Origin of the sequence: Priestia aryabhattai (genome assembly GCF_023715685.1) — a bacterium.
Classification (GTDB): Bacteria; Bacillota; Bacilli; order Bacillales; family Bacillaceae_H; genus Priestia; species Priestia aryabhattai_B.
Map to the genome: position 1 here is coordinate 22,207 of NZ_JAMBOQ010000008.1, position 18,480 is coordinate 40,686.

Sequence of the window (18,480 nt, forward strand, 5' to 3'; positions counted from 1 at the left end):
AACTCATTCTTTATCCCTATTTCTCACCTTATGTATCTATTATGTATATAAAATATTTCATGATTCAATTACTTTTTTCAATAACAACGCTTACATTCTTTTCTTTTTTATAGATAATGATATAATGATTAAAATGTCAAAAAATTCAAAACTTTATTCAACTTATACAGAAAGGATATGGTTATGTGAATTCCAAGCTACATACTTTACTTGAAGAAAAATTTGATGAAATGGTTCAAATTCGCCGATATCTGCATCAGTATCCAGAACCGTCTTTTAAAGAATTTCAAACCGCTGCCTACATTCGGTCTTTTTATGACAAAATCGGTATTTCTTACCAAGCCAGTGTCGGAGGAAACGGTATTGTAGCAAACATTCAAGGAGGAAACCCTGGTCCTACTGTAGCTTTGAGAGCCGACTTTGATGCCCTTCCTATTCAAGATGAAAAAGATGTACCATATCAATCCACTGTTCCGGGTGTGATGCATGCATGTGGTCACGATGGTCATACGGCTACTCTTTTAGTCCTTGCTAAAGCTCTTTTTGAAATAAGAGATTCTCTTTGTGGTAAAATCGTCTTCATTCATCAGCATGCCGAAGAATACGCTCCTGGAGGAGCCAAGTCCATGATTGAGGACGGATGCTTAGACGGTGTGGACGCGATATTCGGAACGCATTTATGGTCATTAACTCCGACTGGTGTTGTTCAATATCGAACGGGCCCTATTATGGCTGCTGCTGATCGCTTTGAAATTACGATTAAAGGAGCAGGCGGACACGGTGCACAGCCCCACAAAACAAAAGATTCAATCGTCATCGCCTCTCAGCTTGTTGTTAATTTACAGCAAATTGTGAGCAGACGTGTAAATCCAATTGATTCAGCGGTTGTGAGCATAGGTTCTTTTGTAGCGGAAAATGCATTTAATATTATTGCCGATTCTGCTCGACTAATTGGAACGGTAAGAACATTTAACGAAGATGTACGAAATGATGTCGAAAAAGAAATCGAACGAATTGTCAAAGGTACATGCTTAACAGCGGATGCTTCTTATGAACTGAATTATACGCGCGGCTATCCTTCCGTCGTAAACCACCCGGAAGAAACGGCCTTTCTTGCTTCTGTTGCTTCTCAAACCGATGAGGTTCATACAGTCGAAGAAACGGAGCCTCACATGACTGGGGAAGATTTCTCTTATTATTTGCAGCATATTAAAGGGACGTTCTTTTTTACCGGGGCTCAGCCAGAAGGTGTAGATGCTCCTTATCCTCATCATCACCCTAAGTTTGATTTTAACGAAAAAGCAATGCTTATCGCAGCTAAAACGCTTGGTACGGCTGCTGTTGAGTATTTAAGAGAACATGCTCCTTCTAAAAATTCTAAAAACGTCATAAAAGCTAATTAATCATTCAGCAAGCATTTGTCCAGATAAGCAGACGAGTGCTTGTTGTTTTATTTTAGGAAACTTTTTCTCACTTAAAACGTAGTATTTATATCGAATGAAATGAGGTGACTTTTGTGAATACGTATGAAGAAAAAGTGTTACAAGAAGCTGAACACTGGAAATTTAGCATGTTGAAGCGACCTTCTAAATTTCAACGTACCGCAAAATCTTTACAATTTAAAATAAATGAAAAAATTCCTGTTAAAGTCCATATGATTATGACTGAAAGCATAAAAAAAATGGTTGAAACCACGCTTGTTGGATCCGATTTCACCACTAAAAAAAGAGATGTTAGCGGTCTTTCGTTTGAAGAAAAAGAGAAAAAGATTTTGGAGCTCATACCTAAATACAAAAAAACTGCTGCTGTAGAAGGAGCTGGTACTGGTGCAGGCGGCCTCCTTTTAGGTGCAGCAGATTTCCCGCTTCTTCTTTCCATTAAAATGAAGTGCTTATTTGACATTGCTGCTACGTATGGTTTTGACGTAAAAGAAAAAGAAGAGCGAATTTATATGCTGTATATTTTTCATCTTGCCTTTTGCAGCGAAGACCATAGAACTAAGCTCCTCGAAGTAGTAGAAAACTGGGAGAAAAAGAAAGAGGAACTTCTTGAGCTTGATTGGAAAGCTTTTCAACAAGAATACCGCGATTACATTGATGTTGTGAAAATGTTTCAGCTGATGCCGGGAATTGGAGCTTTCGTAGGTGCGTATGCCAATTATCAGCTTCTTGATCATCTCACAAAAGTAGCGATGAACGTCTATCGCTTTCGGATATTATCTTCGTCTCAAAAGTAGTCTAAAAACGTAAAAAAAGCTCCAAATGGAGCTTTTTTTTTACGTTAATTTTTTATTTACATATGCCTTTACAAATAATTGAATAAATATAGCACCTGCTGCCGTGGAAAGCAGTGCGGCAACTATATTAGAAAAAGCCACCACTATGGCGAGCACAAAAATTTGTACATACAGCGCTTTTTTCCATACGTCCAAAAATGCACTTTTTCGCTCTTTAGCTTCAACCGGATAAAGAGAAAGCCATAAAATCTGCTTGTGCTGTTTCCAAAGCGGGAGTAATTGAAAACCCGTCATGTATACGACAAATAAAACAACCACTATATTGCCGTATTGAAACGGCGCAGCTACAATTAAAAATCCGCCAATGACAGTTAAGCGAACGAGCAGACTTAAATAATCTCCTGATCGCAAAAATGTTCTGGTGTACAAGTAATGGTAAGTGGCACTTTGACGAAATCGAATACGTGTTAATAGCCAATCTAAATATCTACGGCGTTTGATTCGCTCTTTTACCTGAGGGACGTCTGTAAATAAATTAGCTAATCGATAAAAATAGCCCATGCGCTTTTCTTCTAAGTCAATTAGCTTTTCCCATTTAATCGGCTTTCTTTTTGTAAGGGAGCGATAATAAATGGCTAGAGCAATTATAATCACCGCTACAATTCCTGTAAAGAATACGTATGCATGCGAAAATAAGAAATACGTAAAAACCGCGTTCAAGAAAAACCTGACGATATAATCTGTCCACTTCGCCCACTTTTCTTCAAACCATACGGCCCACCAAGACATGCCTAAGTTTACAACTTTCAGGATGAGTAATAGCAGAAAAAACACAAAAACGTTTGAGTAAGAATCATGCATTACTTTTACATGAAGAGGCGCTGCTGCACCCGTTGCAAATAATAAAATATAAAGCTGAATCGTAAAGGTAAACCAAAAAGATTTTTTAAAATAAGGCTGCAGCTTCGTCTCCAAAGGAAGTAAAAAGACTAAATCAGGTCGTTTTAAAAACGTTTGAATTTGACCCATTGTTAAAATCAATCCCATTAGGATTGCAATCACTACAGCCGAAGGAAACGCAGGTGTTAGTGTACTCAACCACTGTTGATAATAGTAGGCCAAACCGCCAATCGCAAAAATTAACACTAATTTAATGTGGTCATTTAAGATATATTTTGTATATCTTCTTACATCCACTAAATACTGCTGAAATCGTTGCTTCCATAATGCATCAATCTTACTCATAGCCTTCTTCCTTTGTTAATTCAATATAAATTTCATCAAGAGTAGCATTGCGCATCTGAAATTCTTCTTGAAGATCCTTAAGTGTTCCTTGCGCTCTTACTTCTCCGTTATGTAAAATAACAAATTTATCGCAGTAGCGTTCCGCGGTCGCCAAAATGTGTGTGGACATTAAAATACCTGCACCTTGCTTTTTCATATCCGTCATCAAATCAAGTAAAGATTGAATACCAAGCGGGTCCAAACCTAAAAAAGGTTCATCAATAATATAAAGAGACGGCTGAACCAAAAAGGCGCACATAATCATAACCTTCTGCTTCATTCCTTTTGAAAAATGCGCAGGGAACCATTTTAACTTCCGGTCTAAACGAAATTCTTTTAAAAGCGGCTGCAGACGGGCTTCATATGTTTGAGGCTCAAGTCCATAAGCCATAGCTGTCATATCTAAATGTTCTTTTAATGTTAATTCATCGTATAGCACAGGAGTTTCTGGAATAAAAGTAAACTGACTTCGATAACCTGTTGGGTCTTGTTGAAAGGTTTTATTATTAATGGATACACTTCCTTTTTTTGCTTCCATTAATCCAATAATATGTTTAATCGTTGTACTTTTGCCGGCTCCGTTTAAGCCGATTAACCCAACTAATTCACCTGCATTTACATCAAACGATACATCTTTTAAGACGGGAGTTTTTGTATATCCCCCTGTAATATTGTTAATTTGCAATAAAGAACCCATCACTATCTCCTTTTATTTGTTCTTTTTTGTCTACAAGCGCAAGTGCTATTTGCTCTATTGTACCAAATCTTTTTCTTCCTCACATCGTTTTCAGTTCTTTTCGGTTAATTTTTCCAGAATATAAACGAAATATCGGGACATTCTATATAGGGAAGAAGGAAAACAAGTTATTGATTACAACTAATCATTACAAAGCTTCTTACATTTGGGATGAGGTGTCTACAGCAGGCATATTTCAGAAAACCTTATTGTAAATCGATGTATGTTTGATTCATAAGGGGATGGTAGTCATGAACGTAGTAAGAATATATATAATGGGTAGACAATAATGTTCATTTATTACTGTGTAAATGAGGTGTTTGTCAAAGACCAAGAACGATTTCGTTCACATTGTATATTTTTTTAGCTCAATGCTTAAATGAGGTGTTTGTTAAAGAGAATATACTTTTTCAAGTTACTGTTTCATTAGGCAATGGAATTACGTAAATGAGGTGTTCCTTAAAGATCATATGCTGCATTAAAAGCTATTTTTTCCTTCTTCACATGACGGGATGCATAATCGTTTGCATCCCGTTTTTGTGTATAAAATACGAATGGCTATTTCTTGCCTGCTGATTGCATTTCTACTTTGTGGTAAAATAAACGTACATGTATACCCATACATTTATATTGGTAACGGAAGGTGAACATAATGAGCACACATGATGAAAACTGTATTTTTTGCAAAATTATTCGCGGTGAAATTCCAGGTGCAAAAGTATTTGAAAATGAACATGTATTAGCTTTTTTAGACATTAGTCAAGTAACAAAAGGTCATACGCTGGTGATTCCAAAAGTACATAAAAAAGACATTCACGAACTAACACCGGAAATTGCGCGCAATTTATTTGAAGTGGTTCCTCAAATCGCAAATGCAATTAAAGAAACATACAGCCCAATCGGCTTAAACATCTTAAATAATAACGGTGAAAAAGCTGGTCAATCGGTGTTTCATTATCATATGCACATTATTCCTCGCTACGGGGAAGGCGATGGCTTCGGTGCTGTATGGAAAGAACATACAAGCGAATACACGCCGGAAAAACTTCAGGAAATCTCTGGAAATATTTCTTCTCGCCTTTCTTGAAACAAAAAAAGCTTACACCCGTAAGCTTTTTTTGTTTTATCTATTCATTTGACACACGTTTAATCAGTTTATGATATAAAACATAATGCGGCCTCTCACTCATTATGAACGATTTTCCGCCTTAACTTCTAAATTCATACGCTCTTCAATCAATTTTGTTAATGCCCTTGATCCTTCAGGTACCAAATGGACACCGTCTGATGTAAAGTATTCAGGGTGCTTAGAAGCCTCTGAGTACCAATCAACGAGCGTGACGTGATCAAACTTTTCAGAAGCAGCTTTCAAGTTCTTGTTCACAGTGCTTTCCCAGGAACGAGGAACGCGCGTATTTACTAAGTAAACGTCCGCTTGTGAAAAAGCTTTTAACAGTTGTTCAAGTTCTTCATTCGTAAAATAGCCGTTTGTTCCTAACTCAATAATCACTGCACTGTTCGGATTATTAAATGCTTGATAACTAGGAGTTAGCTGCAGTGCTTCATTGAGCTGCCTTCCTACTTTTCCGTCAATCGTAATACTAAGCGGCATCTCTTTAAGATTAGGAGCAATATCCAGCATGACCGAGTCTCCAATCGCAAGAACATCTCTGTAAGAATTCGGCTGCTGCTTTTCTTTTGCATCTGATTTTTCTTCTCCAGAATTCTTTTCCGCGTTCTCTGCTTTTTTATTCTCCGCTTTGTTCTTATCTTTGACAGAAGTTGAAGCATTTTCTTTGTGATTCGTTTGAATTTTAACCTCTGTCTCTTTTGCTGCAGTCTCATCCTTTTGTTGCGTACTAATAGCAAAGCTTGTCATATCCGCTGTAAACAGTGCCAAAAAGAAAATGAGACTGCCCAAAACCGCTTGTCTCGAACGAGAGAGGTTACGCCATTTAAAAAGCTCTCTCGGGTGGTAGTGCCGGAAATAATAGCGAAAGCCGCGTGTGCGGATAGGCACCTCGATGTAACGGTACGAAAGTTCAGCAATGATAAATGTAATTCCTACTTGTAACAGCGCATGCCAATAGACCGGACGACCAATCTCGGATACAGGTGTTGTAAGAACAATAACAGGATAATGCCACAAATAGATGCCGTATGATCTAGTACCAAGCCACCGAAGCGGTTTAAACGACAGAGCTTTTCCTAAAAAACTACTAGGATGACTAATCGTTGCAACCAACAGAGCAGCGTTTAGACAAATCAGCAGCATTCCACCTTGATAAAGAAAAGATGCATGAGTATACTCATCAACGCTCCATACGCAGAGAATAAATACAAAGAAGCTCACCATACTTACTGCGTTTAATACTTGCTTGCCCGCAGCTGGAAGGTTTTTTGATGATAAACGATACATTGGCCAGACAAATGCGAGTAAACACCCGATTAAAAGGGCAAACAGCCGAGTATCGGTTCCATAATAAATGCGGCTAGGATCTCCTCCTGGCTCATATAAAAAAGACATCAGAATGGCTGAAGCCATTACTCCAGCTAAAATGAAAAGAGAAAGAATTCCTCTCTTTTTGATAAATTTTAAACCCAACAATAAAACGAGTGGCCACACAATATAAAACTGCTCTTCAATAGCAAGTGACCATAAGTTCTTTAATGGTGACGGTGATCCAAAACTATCAAAATATGAAACTTTATGAAAAATAAACCACCAGTTACTCATATAAAAAATAGACGATAATGCATCGCCTCGTAGCGTTGTTAACAATGGCCGGTTAAATAAAATAACCCACGCTGCAGTTAATACTACCATCACATACACAGCTGGAAGAAGTCTTCTCGTACGGCTGATCCAAAAATGCTTCAAATTCTTTAAAGGATTTTCCCAAGATTGCACCAGTAAAATCGAGGTAATTAAATACCCTGATAATACAAAGAAAACGTCAACTCCTAAAAATCCTCCAGATGCCCATCCAAAGCCTAAGTGATAAGCAATGACAGCCATGACAGCAAAGGCTCGAAGTCCATCCAAACTATATATATACCTATTTTTCTTTTCTTTTGCACTCATAAAAATGCCTCCAAGCAATATGTACAACAAATTTCTCTTTCAATAAACATTAAGAATATTACGTAATTGTTACATTTTTGTTACAAAAATCATTATATACAATATTATTACTTTCTTCAATATATCACTTACTTAAAATCAAAGAATAAGTAAAAAGAAACAAATTCATTATCTATCTTATTCATAAACTACTAATTTAGTAGTAGTCATATCGATTCTATCTGCGCAGTACTAAAGCCTAACATCTTTCTTTCACCTTACCCGTTTCGGAAATAGAAAAACTTCACACAATTGGTGAAGTTTCTACGGTGCCTTTAGCATATCTACGTGGGGGAGCCCTTCATCTGAATAAATATCGGAAATAGGTCTAAAACCAAACGATTCATAAAATGTTTGAAGTCTGCTTTGAGCTTGAATTTTAATTGTTTTTTCATGCCACTCATTCTCTAGAAAATCAATTCCTCTTGCTACTAGTTCTCTTCCGAGACCTGTACCGCGCTGTTCTTGTTTTACAATAATGCGCCCAAGAGAAGCTTCCTGATAGCTAATTCCTTTTGGTAAAACTCTAAGGTACGCGATAATTTTTCTATCCTCTTTTTTGAACAAGTGATAAGCAAGTTTGTCTTTTCCATCTACTTCTAAGTAAGCACACTTCTGTTCGACAACAAAAATAGCGGTGCGAACCTGTAAAATTTCATAAAGTTCACCGTTTGTCAGCTCTTGAAATGATTTTATGCACCAAGTCATGATCCGTTCACCTTTTCTTATTGTTCTTTTTCAATTAAATTCAGCGTACGTTCCAGCCAATTGATATAGCTTGTCTCCCGGTCTTGAGCGCGAGATAGCACCAAATAATGACCAAATTGAGGAGAAGAAACGGTAATATGATGATTAACTTGTTCTAAAAGGTCATCCATTCGTTTCTTTAAAAAAGTCAGCTTCACTTTCCTGCTTGATAATTGATTATCTATTTGTTGCTTTAACTCTTCTATTGACATAGATGAAGCAAAATAAGCTTTTAACATAAATTCATCTTTAGTTGTTTCAGGAATAGGATCAATTGTAGTGAGCCACTTGCTTAACTCGTCTCTTCCCTCTTCCGTTATCGAATACATCTTTTTTTCTAATTTCTTGCCTTGAATCACGGTTTCATAGCGAATAAATCCCTCTTCTGTTAATCGCCTTAACTCGGGATAAATCTGGCTGTGCTTAGCACTCCAAAAATTACCGATCTCTTCTTTAAAAAGTCTGGTAATGTCATACCCACTGAGCTCCTTCTGATCTAAGAGCCCTAATATTGCATATTTTAATACTCTCATTCTGTTCCTCCACATTATTTCTTCCATCAGTATAGCATATAAACATTTCATTTACATGTTTGCCAAAACATGTTTGCATATACTTTTCATTTACCTTTTTTCTATTATTTTCTCTTTACAGATTAATTTAAATTTTTGAAAAGTTACCTCCACAATCAATGGTTTTCATGATAGTATAATGATATTCTTTCTGACATCAGTCATTAGCCATTTTGTATGATGAGTGTTCGAACTAATTTGAGGAGGAATTAATGTGATTACGTTAAACAGAGCTTATAATTTTAATGCAGGTCCATCTGCGCTTCCCCTACCTGTCTTACAACTTGCTCAAGAGGAGCTAGTTAATTTCAAAAATACAGGTATGTCTGTGATGGAATTATCACATCGCAGTAAAGAGTTTGAAGATGTATTAACACATGCTAAAGAAACACTCACGGAATTGCTTAACATTCCAGATACACATGAAATTTTATTCCTGCAGGGCGGAGCAAGCCTGCAATTCTCTATGATTCCAATGAACTTTTTAGCTCCTGATCAAGTCGGTGCATATGTGCTAACTGGATCATGGTCAGAAAAAGCATTAAAAGAAGCAAAAAAACTTGGAAAAACAGCAGTGGTTGCTTCTACCAAAGAAGAGAACTACCGCTCTATTCCAGCTTTAAATGATTTAAAGCTTTCAAAAGAAGATATTGGCTACTTGCATATCACGTCCAACAATACCATTTTTGGTACACAATGGGCTGACTATCCTTCTATTGAAGGAGTAGACTTAATTGCTGACATGTCAAGCGACATTCTTTGCCGTCAAATTGATGTATCTAAGTTCTCACTCATTTATGCTGGTGCTCAGAAAAACCTCGGACCATCTGGTGTAACGGTTGTCATTCTGAAGAAAGAATTGCTTAAACGTATTCCTGAAGGTTTACCAACAATGCTGAATTACGAGACACATGTAAAGAGCAACTCTCTTTACAACACTCCTCCAACGTTTGGCATTTATATGCTTTCACTTGTTTTAGATTGGATTAAAGAACAAGGTGGCGTTAAAGCAATTGAAGCTCAAAACCATAAAAAAGCTAAGTTACTCTACACAAGCATGGAACGTTCAAACGGTTTCTATACCCCTCACGCTACAGAGGAAAGCCGGTCAATTATGAATGTAACGTTTACTTTACCAAACGATGAGCTAACAGCTGCATTTTTACAGCAAGCAAAAGAAAAAGGCTTCGTAGGATTAGCTGGACACCGTTCAATCGGCGGATGCCGCGCTTCTATTTATAATGCTGTACCGCTTGAAGCATGTGAAGCTCTTGCCGTCTTTATGGATGAATTTGCACAGGCAAACGCATAATTGGCAGAATTAACTGATTCTTTTTTCACATAAATATGTTATAATCAGTATGTAAATATATGCAATGGGCATAGGCGCACTATTGGTATATTTCGAGCTTAGCTTAGAAGAGGAGAGATGAGAAATGAATACAAAAGTTTTAGTTTCTTTAGCGTTATTAGTCGGAATTGGAGCGGTTCTCCACACGGTGGTACCTCCTATTTTATTTGGAATGAAGCCAGATATGATGTTAACAATGATGTTTTTAGCAATCCTGTTGTTTCCTAGCGTAAAAAATGTAGTACTAGTAAGCTTCACAACAGCTTTTATTTCTGCATTAACGTCTAGTTTCCCGGGAGGACATATTGCAAACTTAGTTGATAAACCAATTACAGCATTTGTTTTCTTTGCATTATTTATGCTTGTGAAAAGAACAACAGGCATTAAAACACCAGTTGCTGCTGCTTTAACAGCTGTTGGCACACTCGTATCAGGAACCGTATTCTTGTCAGCTGCCGCGCTAATCGTCGGCTTACCGGGCGGAAATAGCGTCATGGCACTTGTTGCTGCAGTTGTATTACCTGCAACAGTAGTTAATACAATCGTTATGGTCGTTATTTATCCAATTGTTCAATCCGTTCTAAAACGCACAAGTATCAAAGCAAAATTATCGTAACGTCAAGAGCCTGATTTAATTAAGAATCAGGCTCTTTTTTTACACCAAAAGCTGAGGTCCGCCAAGCTTGGCGGACCTTTAATAAAACGGTTCATTTATAGTATGTTGCTGATTTTTTAGTGACAGCCTACAGTTCGACTTTTAACTTTTTGTTTAAAAAGAAATGATACAGGATTCTTTCACTTAAATTTCATTTGCAGCTAATACAATAGGTATGAAGACTTACTCTGTAATAAAGGTTTAAGTTCCCCATCCTAGGTTACATAATAAAGTATAAGAGCCAATAAAAAACTCGCAAAAGCCACTGTCGCACATGTAAGAGACTTTTGTTTAAGCACATGTTTAGGCGGATATGAAGCCGTTCTAGTCGTAAGGCTAAACCATTTAAAAGCAGCCAGAAAAAAACTCAGGCTGATCATCAAAAGAATGAATAAAGCTATCCCATGTTGATAACCTCCTTCTTTTGTATAAATCTATGCTATTTTTTTATGATTATGTCAGAAGGAAGTGTTAGCAATTACTTTACTACATAGGAGGAAATAAACAATGAGTAGAATGAAAAAACTAGCAGCTGGAGCAGCAATCGGAAGCACCGTAGCCGCTATTACAACGCTTCTTGTTACTCCATATTCAGGACGAGAACTTAAACAGCGTGTAAGTTCTCGAAAAGACCGAGTTAACGCTTCACAACAAGAGCTCTCAACAAAAATAAAAGCTGTTTCTCAACAAGTACAAATGACCGCCAGAGAAGGAAATACTATAGTGAAAAATATCGCAAGTGACCTTTCTACTACCATTGGTCAGTTTAAAAAAGAAATTGTTCCTCATAAGGAATCCATTCAGCATCATTTGGAAGAAATCCAAAATTCTTTGTCAAACCTAGAGGAACATGTACAGACAACTAAAAATCCCAATGAAAAAATTGACAAAAAAGAAGGTTAAAACGCCTTCTTTTTTAATTTTTTAAAATTTTGTAAATTTACATCTTTATAATTTTTTATTTTATTGGCATAATAGAAGATAAATAAAAAAAGAGACTAAGTAGGTGGGAGAAGATGAAAAAGACTAGTGATCAAGATTACAGTTTGAAAGAAGCACTTCTATTTAGCCAACGCATTGCCCAATTAAGTAAAGCCCTTTGGAAAACCGTAGAGAAGGATTGGCAGCAATGGATTAAGCCTTATGACCTTAATATTAACGAGCATCATATTTTATGGATTTCATATCATTTAAACGGGGCTTCCATTTCCGAAATTGCCAAGTTTGGAGTTATGCATGTTTCTACTGCATTTAACTTCTCCAAAAAACTAGAAGAACGAGGTTTACTTGAGTTTTCTAAAAAAGAAAGCGACAAGCGAAATACGTACATTCAGCTGACAGATAAAGGCGAGGCCATTTTATTAGATTTAATGGAACATTATGAACCTTCTAATAATTCAGTGTTCAGCGGCGCACTTCCGTTGCGCGACTTGTACGGCAAATTCCCTGAGTTTATGGAACTAATGACCGTCATCCGCAAAATTTATGGTGAAGATTTTATGGATATCTTCGAGCGATCTTTCCATCATATCGAAGAAGAATTCACTGAAGAAGATGGCAAACTTGTCAAGAAAGATAAAGAAAACCACCAGGAGACTATTTCAAACTCTTAATGGTTAGTCCCTTATCCATTGAATAATTTCAAAAAATTCATTCATCACGTCTTGATAAGAAGGTTGATAACGAAGCGATTCGACCGTCTCTCTAGGATTTAATTTATAATTCAGCATGCCAACAAATTGTGTAAGAAGCGGAACAAAGTCTGTTAGGCCTTCCGCTTTTTGCTCAATATATTCGTTTTTTGTATCTTCACACAGAATTAAAATTTCCTCTACTTCCTTCTTTGTAAGCTGATTTCTTACCACTAAATCAATAAATGGTTTAGCTTCTTGTTCAGATGTCCCAGATAACAGTTTTATGTAATATTCTAAACGTGATACTCGAGATTCTAAAGTTTCCATCCGCTTCCCCTACTCCTTCAACGTTCATATACCTCTACTCCATATTGTACATGATTCATTCATGTTCTTCCAAATAATTCTTTCTTCGTCATTCACATTTCATGTTTAAGTCGCACCGTATAAAGATTTTCATATACTGATTATATACTCACTGCATATATTAATATAAATCCCTCTGTCCTTTTTAACAATCCCTTTGGCACAATGGCTAACTGTCACTCATTTCTTATCCATTCACTTTGCTATTTGGTTTAAAACCTATTTCTCAATTTCTCAACTTCTCAACTACCCTTTATAAAATAAAAACCGCATTTCTATGTAAATACCTTTTGAAATTCTTTGCTCAACTGTATATATAACTATCTATTTTACCGCTTTTTTGGTAATGTTAATATAGATATTTGTAAATTCATACAAAGCTGTACTATATAAATGACTATAAGACTTTTTGTCTTCGTCACACTGATTTTGTTAGGGGGATTTTTATGTACATATTCTTTATTGTATTTGCACTATTCATTTTATTCTACATCAATGCACTAACAAATACATTGTGTATTCAAAAAGAAATTCCAGCTGAAAAACAGCCTAAAGTTTTTCGTACGATTAATGTATTAATTACCATTTTATTAGTTTCATCTTATATTGAAGTATCATTTACATAAAAAACGGTGAGATGTCTCACCGCTTTTTTATAGGCTTAGCAAAAACAGCTAGCTCCGATGATAACTAATAAGATGAATAATACGACTAATAGCGCAAATCCACCGCCGTATCCGCATCCGTAAGAACCCATATCTATCGCTCCTTTCCTTTTAAATTCACCTGTTTCTTAGTGGTAACATGCACAACCGACAATGACTAATAAGATAAATAGCACAACTAATAGTGCAAAACCGCCTCCATATCCGCATCCGCTCATTTGAGCACCCCCTTTGTTTACTAATACTGCATCTTATGCATCAGCTCAAAAAACGTCTAGGCTTTTAGCCCAAACTCCATAATTTATTTCTCTTGCTTCTCATTTGCAGATTACTCTGTGAGTTTGTCCTCCATTTTGAAAACGCTTTATAAAAAAGCAATCATAAGCGTATATTTACTCAATGATTAGTGGAAAATAAATGTAAATTTGCGTGGTTTTAACTTCATTTGCTAACATCAGGAAATGTGATATAGTAAATCTTGAGTCAAGCTACATAAGTAAAAATGATGAGTAGGAGTGTTTACGTATGAAAAAAAGCTTAGTTGCACTAACAACGGCAGCCAGTCTCGTTGCTTTATCAGCATGCAGTGGGGGAAGTGATGCTTCAAATGCAAACGATTCTTCAAAAGTAATTGTAGAAACAAAAGCAGGCAATATCACACAAGGTGATTTGTACAAACAAATGAAAGACACAATCGGACAAGACCAATTTAATACACTCGTACGAAGCGCTACAGAAGAAAAAGTATTGAGTGAAAAATATAAAGTAACGGATAAAGAGCTTGATCAGCAGTTGAGCATTTTAAGAGAACAATACGGAGATCAAGTGGATTCAGTTATTGAGCAAAAAGGTGAAAAAGAAGTCAAAGATATGCTAAAAGTAGATATTCTTCGTGAAAAAGCTGCTACAGCAGGCATTAAGGTATCAGACAAAGAACTGAAAAAAGCCTATGATGAGTATAAAGCTCAAAAACCTCAAATTCGCGCAAGTCATATTTTAGTAAAAGACGAGAAAACAGCAAACGAAGTAGAAGCAAAAATCAAAAAAGGCGAGGACTTTGCTAGTCTGGCAAAAGAATATTCAACCGATCAGCAGTCTGCAGCTAACGGTGGCGATTTAGGTTACTTCGGTGAAGGCCAAATGGTTAAAGAGTTTGAAGAAGCTGCTTATAAACTGAAAAAAGGTGAAGTAAGTAAACCAATCAAAACAGAGTACGGCTACCATATCATTAAACTAGTCGATAAAAAGAAAGTAGAATCGTTTGACAAAAAGAAACCAGAACTTGAGCAGCAAATCAAACGTTCAAAAGTAGATCAAACAGAAGCAAACAAGAAGATTCAAAAAGAACTTGATAAAGCAAAAGTAAAAGTCAAAGATAAAAATGTAAAACCAATTTTCGAAGAAGGTGCAACAGATAGTCAATCTGGCGTAGAAACTCCTCAGCAATAATGCTAAGAGCCTGTCACTCATGTGACAGGCTCTTTTATATAATCAGATGGAATCGCTGTTGCGTTTTTCTTTTTCCACTTGCATTCTTTCTATGAATACTTGTCCCTCTTTTTCAATAAATGAATCATCCACTTGCTTATCATGTTGTGCAGCACGAATCGCCATAAACCCACTAAAGAAAATGCCTGCTACAACTAAATAAATCCAAATTGGTAGTGTCACCATATATTGATCCCCCATCACAGTTATTTACAACCACTATATGCGAAGGAAGAAAGACTTATACCATTTTAATCAATCGTTGGTTTATAAAATGATCGATTATCAAGAGCAAAAATACGCTCTGTAAATTCACCTGGCTTCACTTTTGTTAATGCTCGGTCAAGCATATTCATTTTGGCGTCTACATTGTCAATCAAATGAAGCATCTCAGCCTCTTTAATTAACGGCTTTTTCGGACTTCCCCACTCTTCCTTACCATGATGGGATAATACAAGGTGCTGAAGAAGCATGACCTCTTCTCCTTCAATCGCTAATTCCTCTGCTGCTTTTCCAATTTCATTAACCATAATTGAAATATGGCCAAGTAAGTTTCCTTCGACTGTGTATATCGTCGAGACAGGACCTGAAAGTTCAAATACTTTGCCAAGGTCATGAAGAATAACTCCAGCATACAGCAAGTCGCGGTTTAAGCTTGGGTAAAGGGTTGAAAATGACTCAGCCAGCTTCAGCATAGATACCACATGATAGGCAAGTCCCGATACAAACTCATGGTGATTTTTAGTTGCTGCTGGATATTCTAGAAATTCCGTTTGATATTTTTTAAACAAATGGCGAGTAATGCGCTGGACATTCGAATTTTTCATTTCAAATATACTCTTTGTAATATGTTCGACCATTTCTTCTTGAGGTAAAGGCGCTACTTCTAAAAAGTCGGACGTGCGCACTCCGTCTTGCGGCTGTGCAGGACGAATGTTACGTATTTTCAGCTGGTTGCGTCCGCGGTAATTCATTACTTCTCCAGCAGCTCGCACAATCTTTTGAGCAGCATAATTTTCCTCGTCGTCTGGGGATGCATCCCACAGCTTGGCTTCAATATCACCCGTTTTATCCTGTAGGATTACCGTTAAAAATGGCTTTCCATTGCTTGCAATTCCTCTCGTTGAGGATTTAATTAAAAAATAAAGATCAACTTGCTCTCCTACTTCGTATTGAGCAATTCCTTTTGTCATGACCTTTTCCTCCTTACCACTTCATTCTATGTATTTGATAACAAAGCTCTTATAGCTTCGTCCGCTTATTTACAGCTCTTTACATTTCATTTTACCATCGCTTGGCACCGAATGCACGGGTGGACCCTTTTTCATAAAAGATACCGAGAAGAATCTTCTCGGTATCTCTTCTTTATGTTTCTTTTTTCGTTAGCTGCAGCGCCTTTTTAATATCTTTAAAAGAGGTAGATTGCCCATACATAAGGACTCCTCCTTTATACACACGGGCACCAAATATAGCTAAAGCAGTAATCGTCACAATTAAAATTCCTATAGATACACTCACTTCCCAGACAGGAACATTTAACATACCTACACGCAAAAACATAATCATCGGAGCAAAAAATGGGATAAAAGATGTGACCGTAATGATCGTTGTTTCAGGATCACCAAGTCCAAACATAGCAATTAAAAAAGCGGCCACAATCACAAGGGTCATGGGCGTAATCATTTGCTGTACATCTTCAATACGGCTCACAAGAGAACCTAAAAAAGCGGCGAGCGTAGCAAAAAGAAAGTATCCCAATATGAAAAAGACAAATGCATATATGAATGTAGTCAGCGGAACATCATTAAATCCGAGATAAGAAAAGATACCGTTATGATTTGTTTCTACACTGGTTTTTAACGATGTGTAACCCACGCTCAGTATAACTGCAAGCTGTGTTAAGCTGAGCAGTGCAATTCCAATGATTTTAGCAAACATTTGTGTAATAGGTGATACGCTCGATACAAGGATCTCCATAACGCGGGATGATTTTTCAGTAGCTACTTCCATCGCAATCATGCTCCCATACATGATGACGGCAAAATAAATAACAAACAGTAGAACATACACAAGACCTCTTGCTTGATTTAGCTCTTGTTCTGTTTTGGCATTTTCAACTAACGCTTCTTTTTTAAATGAGACCGGGCTGTAAAGCTGATCAATTTGCTTTTCTTCTAAACCAATTTTCACTGTAGCCATAGCCACTTTTGTTTGCTGTACCGCCTGTTCTAAGGTAGAAGAAAGATTTGATTCGGCCAAAGAGTTAGCTTTGTACACAGCTTGAGGCAGCTGCTTATCGTTTAAAGATAAAATTAAATAGCTATCGAGCTGCCCGCTTTTTACCGCTTGCTTTGCCTTAGACTCAGACGTAAATTCTTTTAAATGAATGTCTTTATCCATTGCATTTACATTTTGTTTGAACAAAGTATATACGCTTTCCACTTCATAGATGACACCCACATTTGTTCCATTATCGTCTGAATTAAAAACTTCGATAATTTTCTCCATATTTGTAAGAGCAACTAGAATAAGAGCAGTAATAATCGTCGTAATAATAAAAGATTTTGTTTTTAATTTATTAAGATATGTATGAAAAACAATGACCCAAAATTTATTCATAGGAAGCACCTACCTTTTCAATGAAAATATCATTTAATGAAGGCTCTTCCACTGCGAATTTAGATACAAATGAAAAGTGTTTGAGTTCTTGAAAAATGAGTTGTGATACGGATTCATGTTGGATTTGAACAATCATGCCCTCAACAGTTTTTTTTACCTTTACAACGCCTTCAAGCTCCGTAATTCTCTCAAACGGACCTTTTCCATGTACAATGACGTTTTTCTTTCCAAATGAACGCTTGATCTCCGGTAGCCTTCCATACACAACAGGCGTACCATGGTGCATAATACATAAATATTCACAAAGTTCTTCCACATGTTCCATTCGATGACTTGAAAAAACAATCGTTGTTCCTCGTTTTTTTAAATCAAGTACCGCTTCTTTTAATACCTCTACATTTACAGGATCCAAGCCGCTAAAAGGTTCGTCTAAAATAAGCAGTTCGGGACGATGAATAACAGAGGCAATAAATTGAATTTTTTGCTGATTTCCTTTGGATAGCTCTTCTACTTTTTTTGAAGCATATTGAGGAATATTAAATCGAGATAACCAGCGCTCCATTTCTTGCAGCACGTTAGCTTTTTTCATCCCGCGCAACCGTCCTAGGTAAACAAGCTGATCCTTGACTTTTAATTTCGGATACAATCCTCTTTCTTCTGGGAGGTAGCCAACCAGATGACTTCTACTGTAAGTTAAAGATTTATCATTCCATTGGATGTGACCTGAAGTTGGTTCAATGAGCCCTAAAATCATTCGAAACGTCGTTGTTTTTCCAGCACCGTTTGCACCTAAAAAACCAAACACTTCGCCTTTTGGAATTTGCAAGGATAGTTCATTTACAGCTGTAAATTCACCGTACCTTTTTGAAACTTCACGGATAGAAAGAGACATTTAATTCCTCCTTTGTAAATAAACCTATGTTTATTGTATGGAAAAAAATGATATCTGTAAACCTTAGCAGGATTTAGGTGAATAGGACGAGAAATATGTTGAATATGCTTA

Annotated in this window: 21 protein-coding genes; 9 read left to right on the plus strand and 12 right to left on the minus strand. The window is 36.7% G+C overall.

The window, feature by feature from the left end:
- Positions 1–185 precede the first annotated feature (185 nt).
- Both M3225_RS24455 and M3225_RS24460 read left to right on the plus strand, forming a co-directional pair.
- Entirely contained in the window at positions 186–1,403 is a 1,218-nt protein-coding gene (locus M3225_RS24455) for a M20 family metallopeptidase (RefSeq protein WP_308215768.1), read from the plus strand.
- Positions 1,404–1,516: 113 nt separating this feature from the next.
- Complete coding sequence (locus M3225_RS24460) at positions 1,517–2,236, plus strand: EcsC family protein (protein WP_251398827.1); 720 nt, start codon at positions 1,517–1,519, stop codon at positions 2,234–2,236.
- A 39-nt stretch (positions 2,237–2,275) separates the two neighbouring features.
- Here M3225_RS24460 and M3225_RS24465 read toward each other — a convergent pair whose 3' ends face one another.
- Together M3225_RS24465 and M3225_RS24470 are read right to left on the minus strand one after the other, a co-directional pair.
- Entirely contained in the window at positions 2,276–3,481 is a 1,206-nt protein-coding gene (locus tag M3225_RS24465) for an ABC transporter permease (RefSeq protein ID WP_251398829.1), read from the minus strand.
- Positions 3,474–4,217 (minus strand): ABC transporter ATP-binding protein, encoded by a 744-nt coding sequence (locus M3225_RS24470; protein ID WP_013055321.1) that lies wholly within the window; start codon positions 4,215–4,217, stop codon positions 3,474–3,476. Before M3225_RS24470 ends, M3225_RS24465 begins: the two co-directional genes overlap by 8 nt.
- Before the next feature lie 691 nt (positions 4,218–4,908).
- Here M3225_RS24470 and M3225_RS24475 point away from each other — a divergent pair.
- Positions 4,909–5,343 (plus strand): HIT family protein, encoded by a 435-nt coding sequence (locus M3225_RS24475; protein ID WP_251398832.1) that lies wholly within the window; start codon positions 4,909–4,911, stop codon positions 5,341–5,343.
- Between the two features lie 102 nt (positions 5,344–5,445).
- Here the strand turns inward: M3225_RS24475 and M3225_RS24480 are convergent, their stop codons facing one another.
- The 3 genes from M3225_RS24480 to M3225_RS24490 all read right to left on the minus strand — a co-directional run bounded on the left by M3225_RS24480 (position 5,446) and on the right by M3225_RS24490 (position 8,660).
- Positions 5,446–7,341: an acyltransferase family protein gene (locus M3225_RS24480; RefSeq protein WP_251398835.1), complete on the minus strand. Its 1,896-nt coding sequence runs from the start codon at positions 7,339–7,341 to the stop codon at positions 5,446–5,448.
- 303 nt (positions 7,342–7,644) lie between these two features.
- Complete coding sequence (locus M3225_RS24485) at positions 7,645–8,088, minus strand: GNAT family N-acetyltransferase (protein WP_251398838.1); 444 nt, start codon at positions 8,086–8,088, stop codon at positions 7,645–7,647.
- 17 nt (positions 8,089–8,105) lie between these two features.
- Positions 8,106–8,660 carry a PadR family transcriptional regulator gene (locus M3225_RS24490; protein ID WP_251398842.1) on the minus strand — a complete coding sequence of 185 codons (555 nt, stop codon included), beginning with the start codon at positions 8,658–8,660 and terminating at the stop codon, positions 8,106–8,108.
- 253 nt (positions 8,661–8,913) lie between these two features.
- Between M3225_RS24490 and serC the strand changes: the two genes are divergently transcribed.
- The 4 genes from serC to M3225_RS24510 all read left to right on the plus strand — a co-directional run bounded on the left by serC (position 8,914) and on the right by M3225_RS24510 (position 12,318).
- Entirely contained in the window at positions 8,914–10,011 is a 1,098-nt protein-coding gene (gene serC / locus M3225_RS24495) for a 3-phosphoserine/phosphohydroxythreonine transaminase (protein WP_251398845.1), read from the plus strand.
- Between the two features lie 124 nt (positions 10,012–10,135).
- A complete protein-coding gene (locus M3225_RS24500) occupies positions 10,136–10,666 on the plus strand; it encodes a tryptophan transporter (RefSeq protein ID WP_251398848.1) in 531 nt (176 codons plus the stop codon).
- A gap of 546 nt (positions 10,667–11,212) precedes the next feature.
- Complete coding sequence (locus tag M3225_RS24505; protein WP_251398851.1) at positions 11,213–11,608, plus strand: YtxH domain-containing protein; 396 nt, start codon at positions 11,213–11,215, stop codon at positions 11,606–11,608.
- A gap of 113 nt (positions 11,609–11,721) precedes the next feature.
- The gene (locus M3225_RS24510) at positions 11,722–12,318 is read left to right on the plus strand and encodes an HTH-type transcriptional regulator Hpr (RefSeq protein WP_014461677.1); all 597 of its coding nucleotides are present in this window, start codon (positions 11,722–11,724) and stop codon (positions 12,316–12,318) included.
- A gap of 3 nt (positions 12,319–12,321) precedes the next feature.
- Here the strand turns inward: M3225_RS24510 and M3225_RS24515 are convergent, their stop codons facing one another.
- Positions 12,322–12,666, minus strand: coding sequence for a DUF1878 family protein (locus tag M3225_RS24515; protein WP_013055313.1), 345 nt, complete (start codon positions 12,664–12,666; stop codon positions 12,322–12,324).
- A 485-nt stretch (positions 12,667–13,151) separates the two neighbouring features.
- Here M3225_RS24515 and M3225_RS24520 point away from each other — a divergent pair, with 485 nt between their 5' ends.
- The gene (locus M3225_RS24520; protein ID WP_013055312.1) at positions 13,152–13,331 is read left to right on the plus strand and encodes a hypothetical protein; all 180 of its coding nucleotides are present in this window, start codon (positions 13,152–13,154) and stop codon (positions 13,329–13,331) included.
- 35 nt (positions 13,332–13,366) lie between these two features.
- Here M3225_RS24520 and M3225_RS24525 read toward each other — a convergent pair whose 3' ends face one another.
- Together M3225_RS24525 and M3225_RS24530 are read right to left on the minus strand one after the other, a co-directional pair.
- A complete protein-coding gene (locus M3225_RS24525) occupies positions 13,367–13,462 on the minus strand; it encodes a YjcZ family sporulation protein (protein ID WP_251398864.1) in 96 nt (31 codons plus the stop codon).
- 36 nt (positions 13,463–13,498) lie between these two features.
- Positions 13,499–13,588: a YjcZ family sporulation protein gene (locus tag M3225_RS24530; RefSeq protein ID WP_074682953.1), complete on the minus strand. Its 90-nt coding sequence runs from the start codon at positions 13,586–13,588 to the stop codon at positions 13,499–13,501.
- A gap of 307 nt (positions 13,589–13,895) precedes the next feature.
- Here M3225_RS24530 and M3225_RS24535 point away from each other — a divergent pair, with 307 nt between their 5' ends.
- Positions 13,896–14,819: a peptidylprolyl isomerase gene (locus M3225_RS24535; protein WP_251398867.1), complete on the plus strand. Its 924-nt coding sequence runs from the start codon at positions 13,896–13,898 to the stop codon at positions 14,817–14,819.
- A 42-nt stretch (positions 14,820–14,861) separates the two neighbouring features.
- Here the strand turns inward: M3225_RS24535 and M3225_RS24540 are convergent, their stop codons facing one another.
- From M3225_RS24540 to M3225_RS24555, 4 genes are all read right to left on the minus strand, one after another.
- The gene (locus M3225_RS24540) at positions 14,862–15,044 is read right to left on the minus strand and encodes a sporulation YhaL family protein (RefSeq protein ID WP_251398870.1); all 183 of its coding nucleotides are present in this window, start codon (positions 15,042–15,044) and stop codon (positions 14,862–14,864) included.
- A gap of 65 nt (positions 15,045–15,109) precedes the next feature.
- A complete protein-coding gene (gene yhaM, locus M3225_RS24545; RefSeq protein ID WP_251398873.1) occupies positions 15,110–16,051 on the minus strand; it encodes a 3'-5' exoribonuclease YhaM in 942 nt (313 codons plus the stop codon).
- Between the two features lie 172 nt (positions 16,052–16,223).
- A complete protein-coding gene (locus tag M3225_RS24550) occupies positions 16,224–17,477 on the minus strand; it encodes an ABC transporter permease (RefSeq protein WP_251398875.1) in 1,254 nt (417 codons plus the stop codon).
- The gene (locus tag M3225_RS24555; protein ID WP_251398878.1) at positions 17,470–18,369 is read right to left on the minus strand and encodes an ABC transporter ATP-binding protein; all 900 of its coding nucleotides are present in this window, start codon (positions 18,367–18,369) and stop codon (positions 17,470–17,472) included. Before M3225_RS24555 ends, M3225_RS24550 begins: the two co-directional genes overlap by 8 nt.
- Between the last annotated feature and the right edge of the window lie 111 nt (positions 18,370–18,480).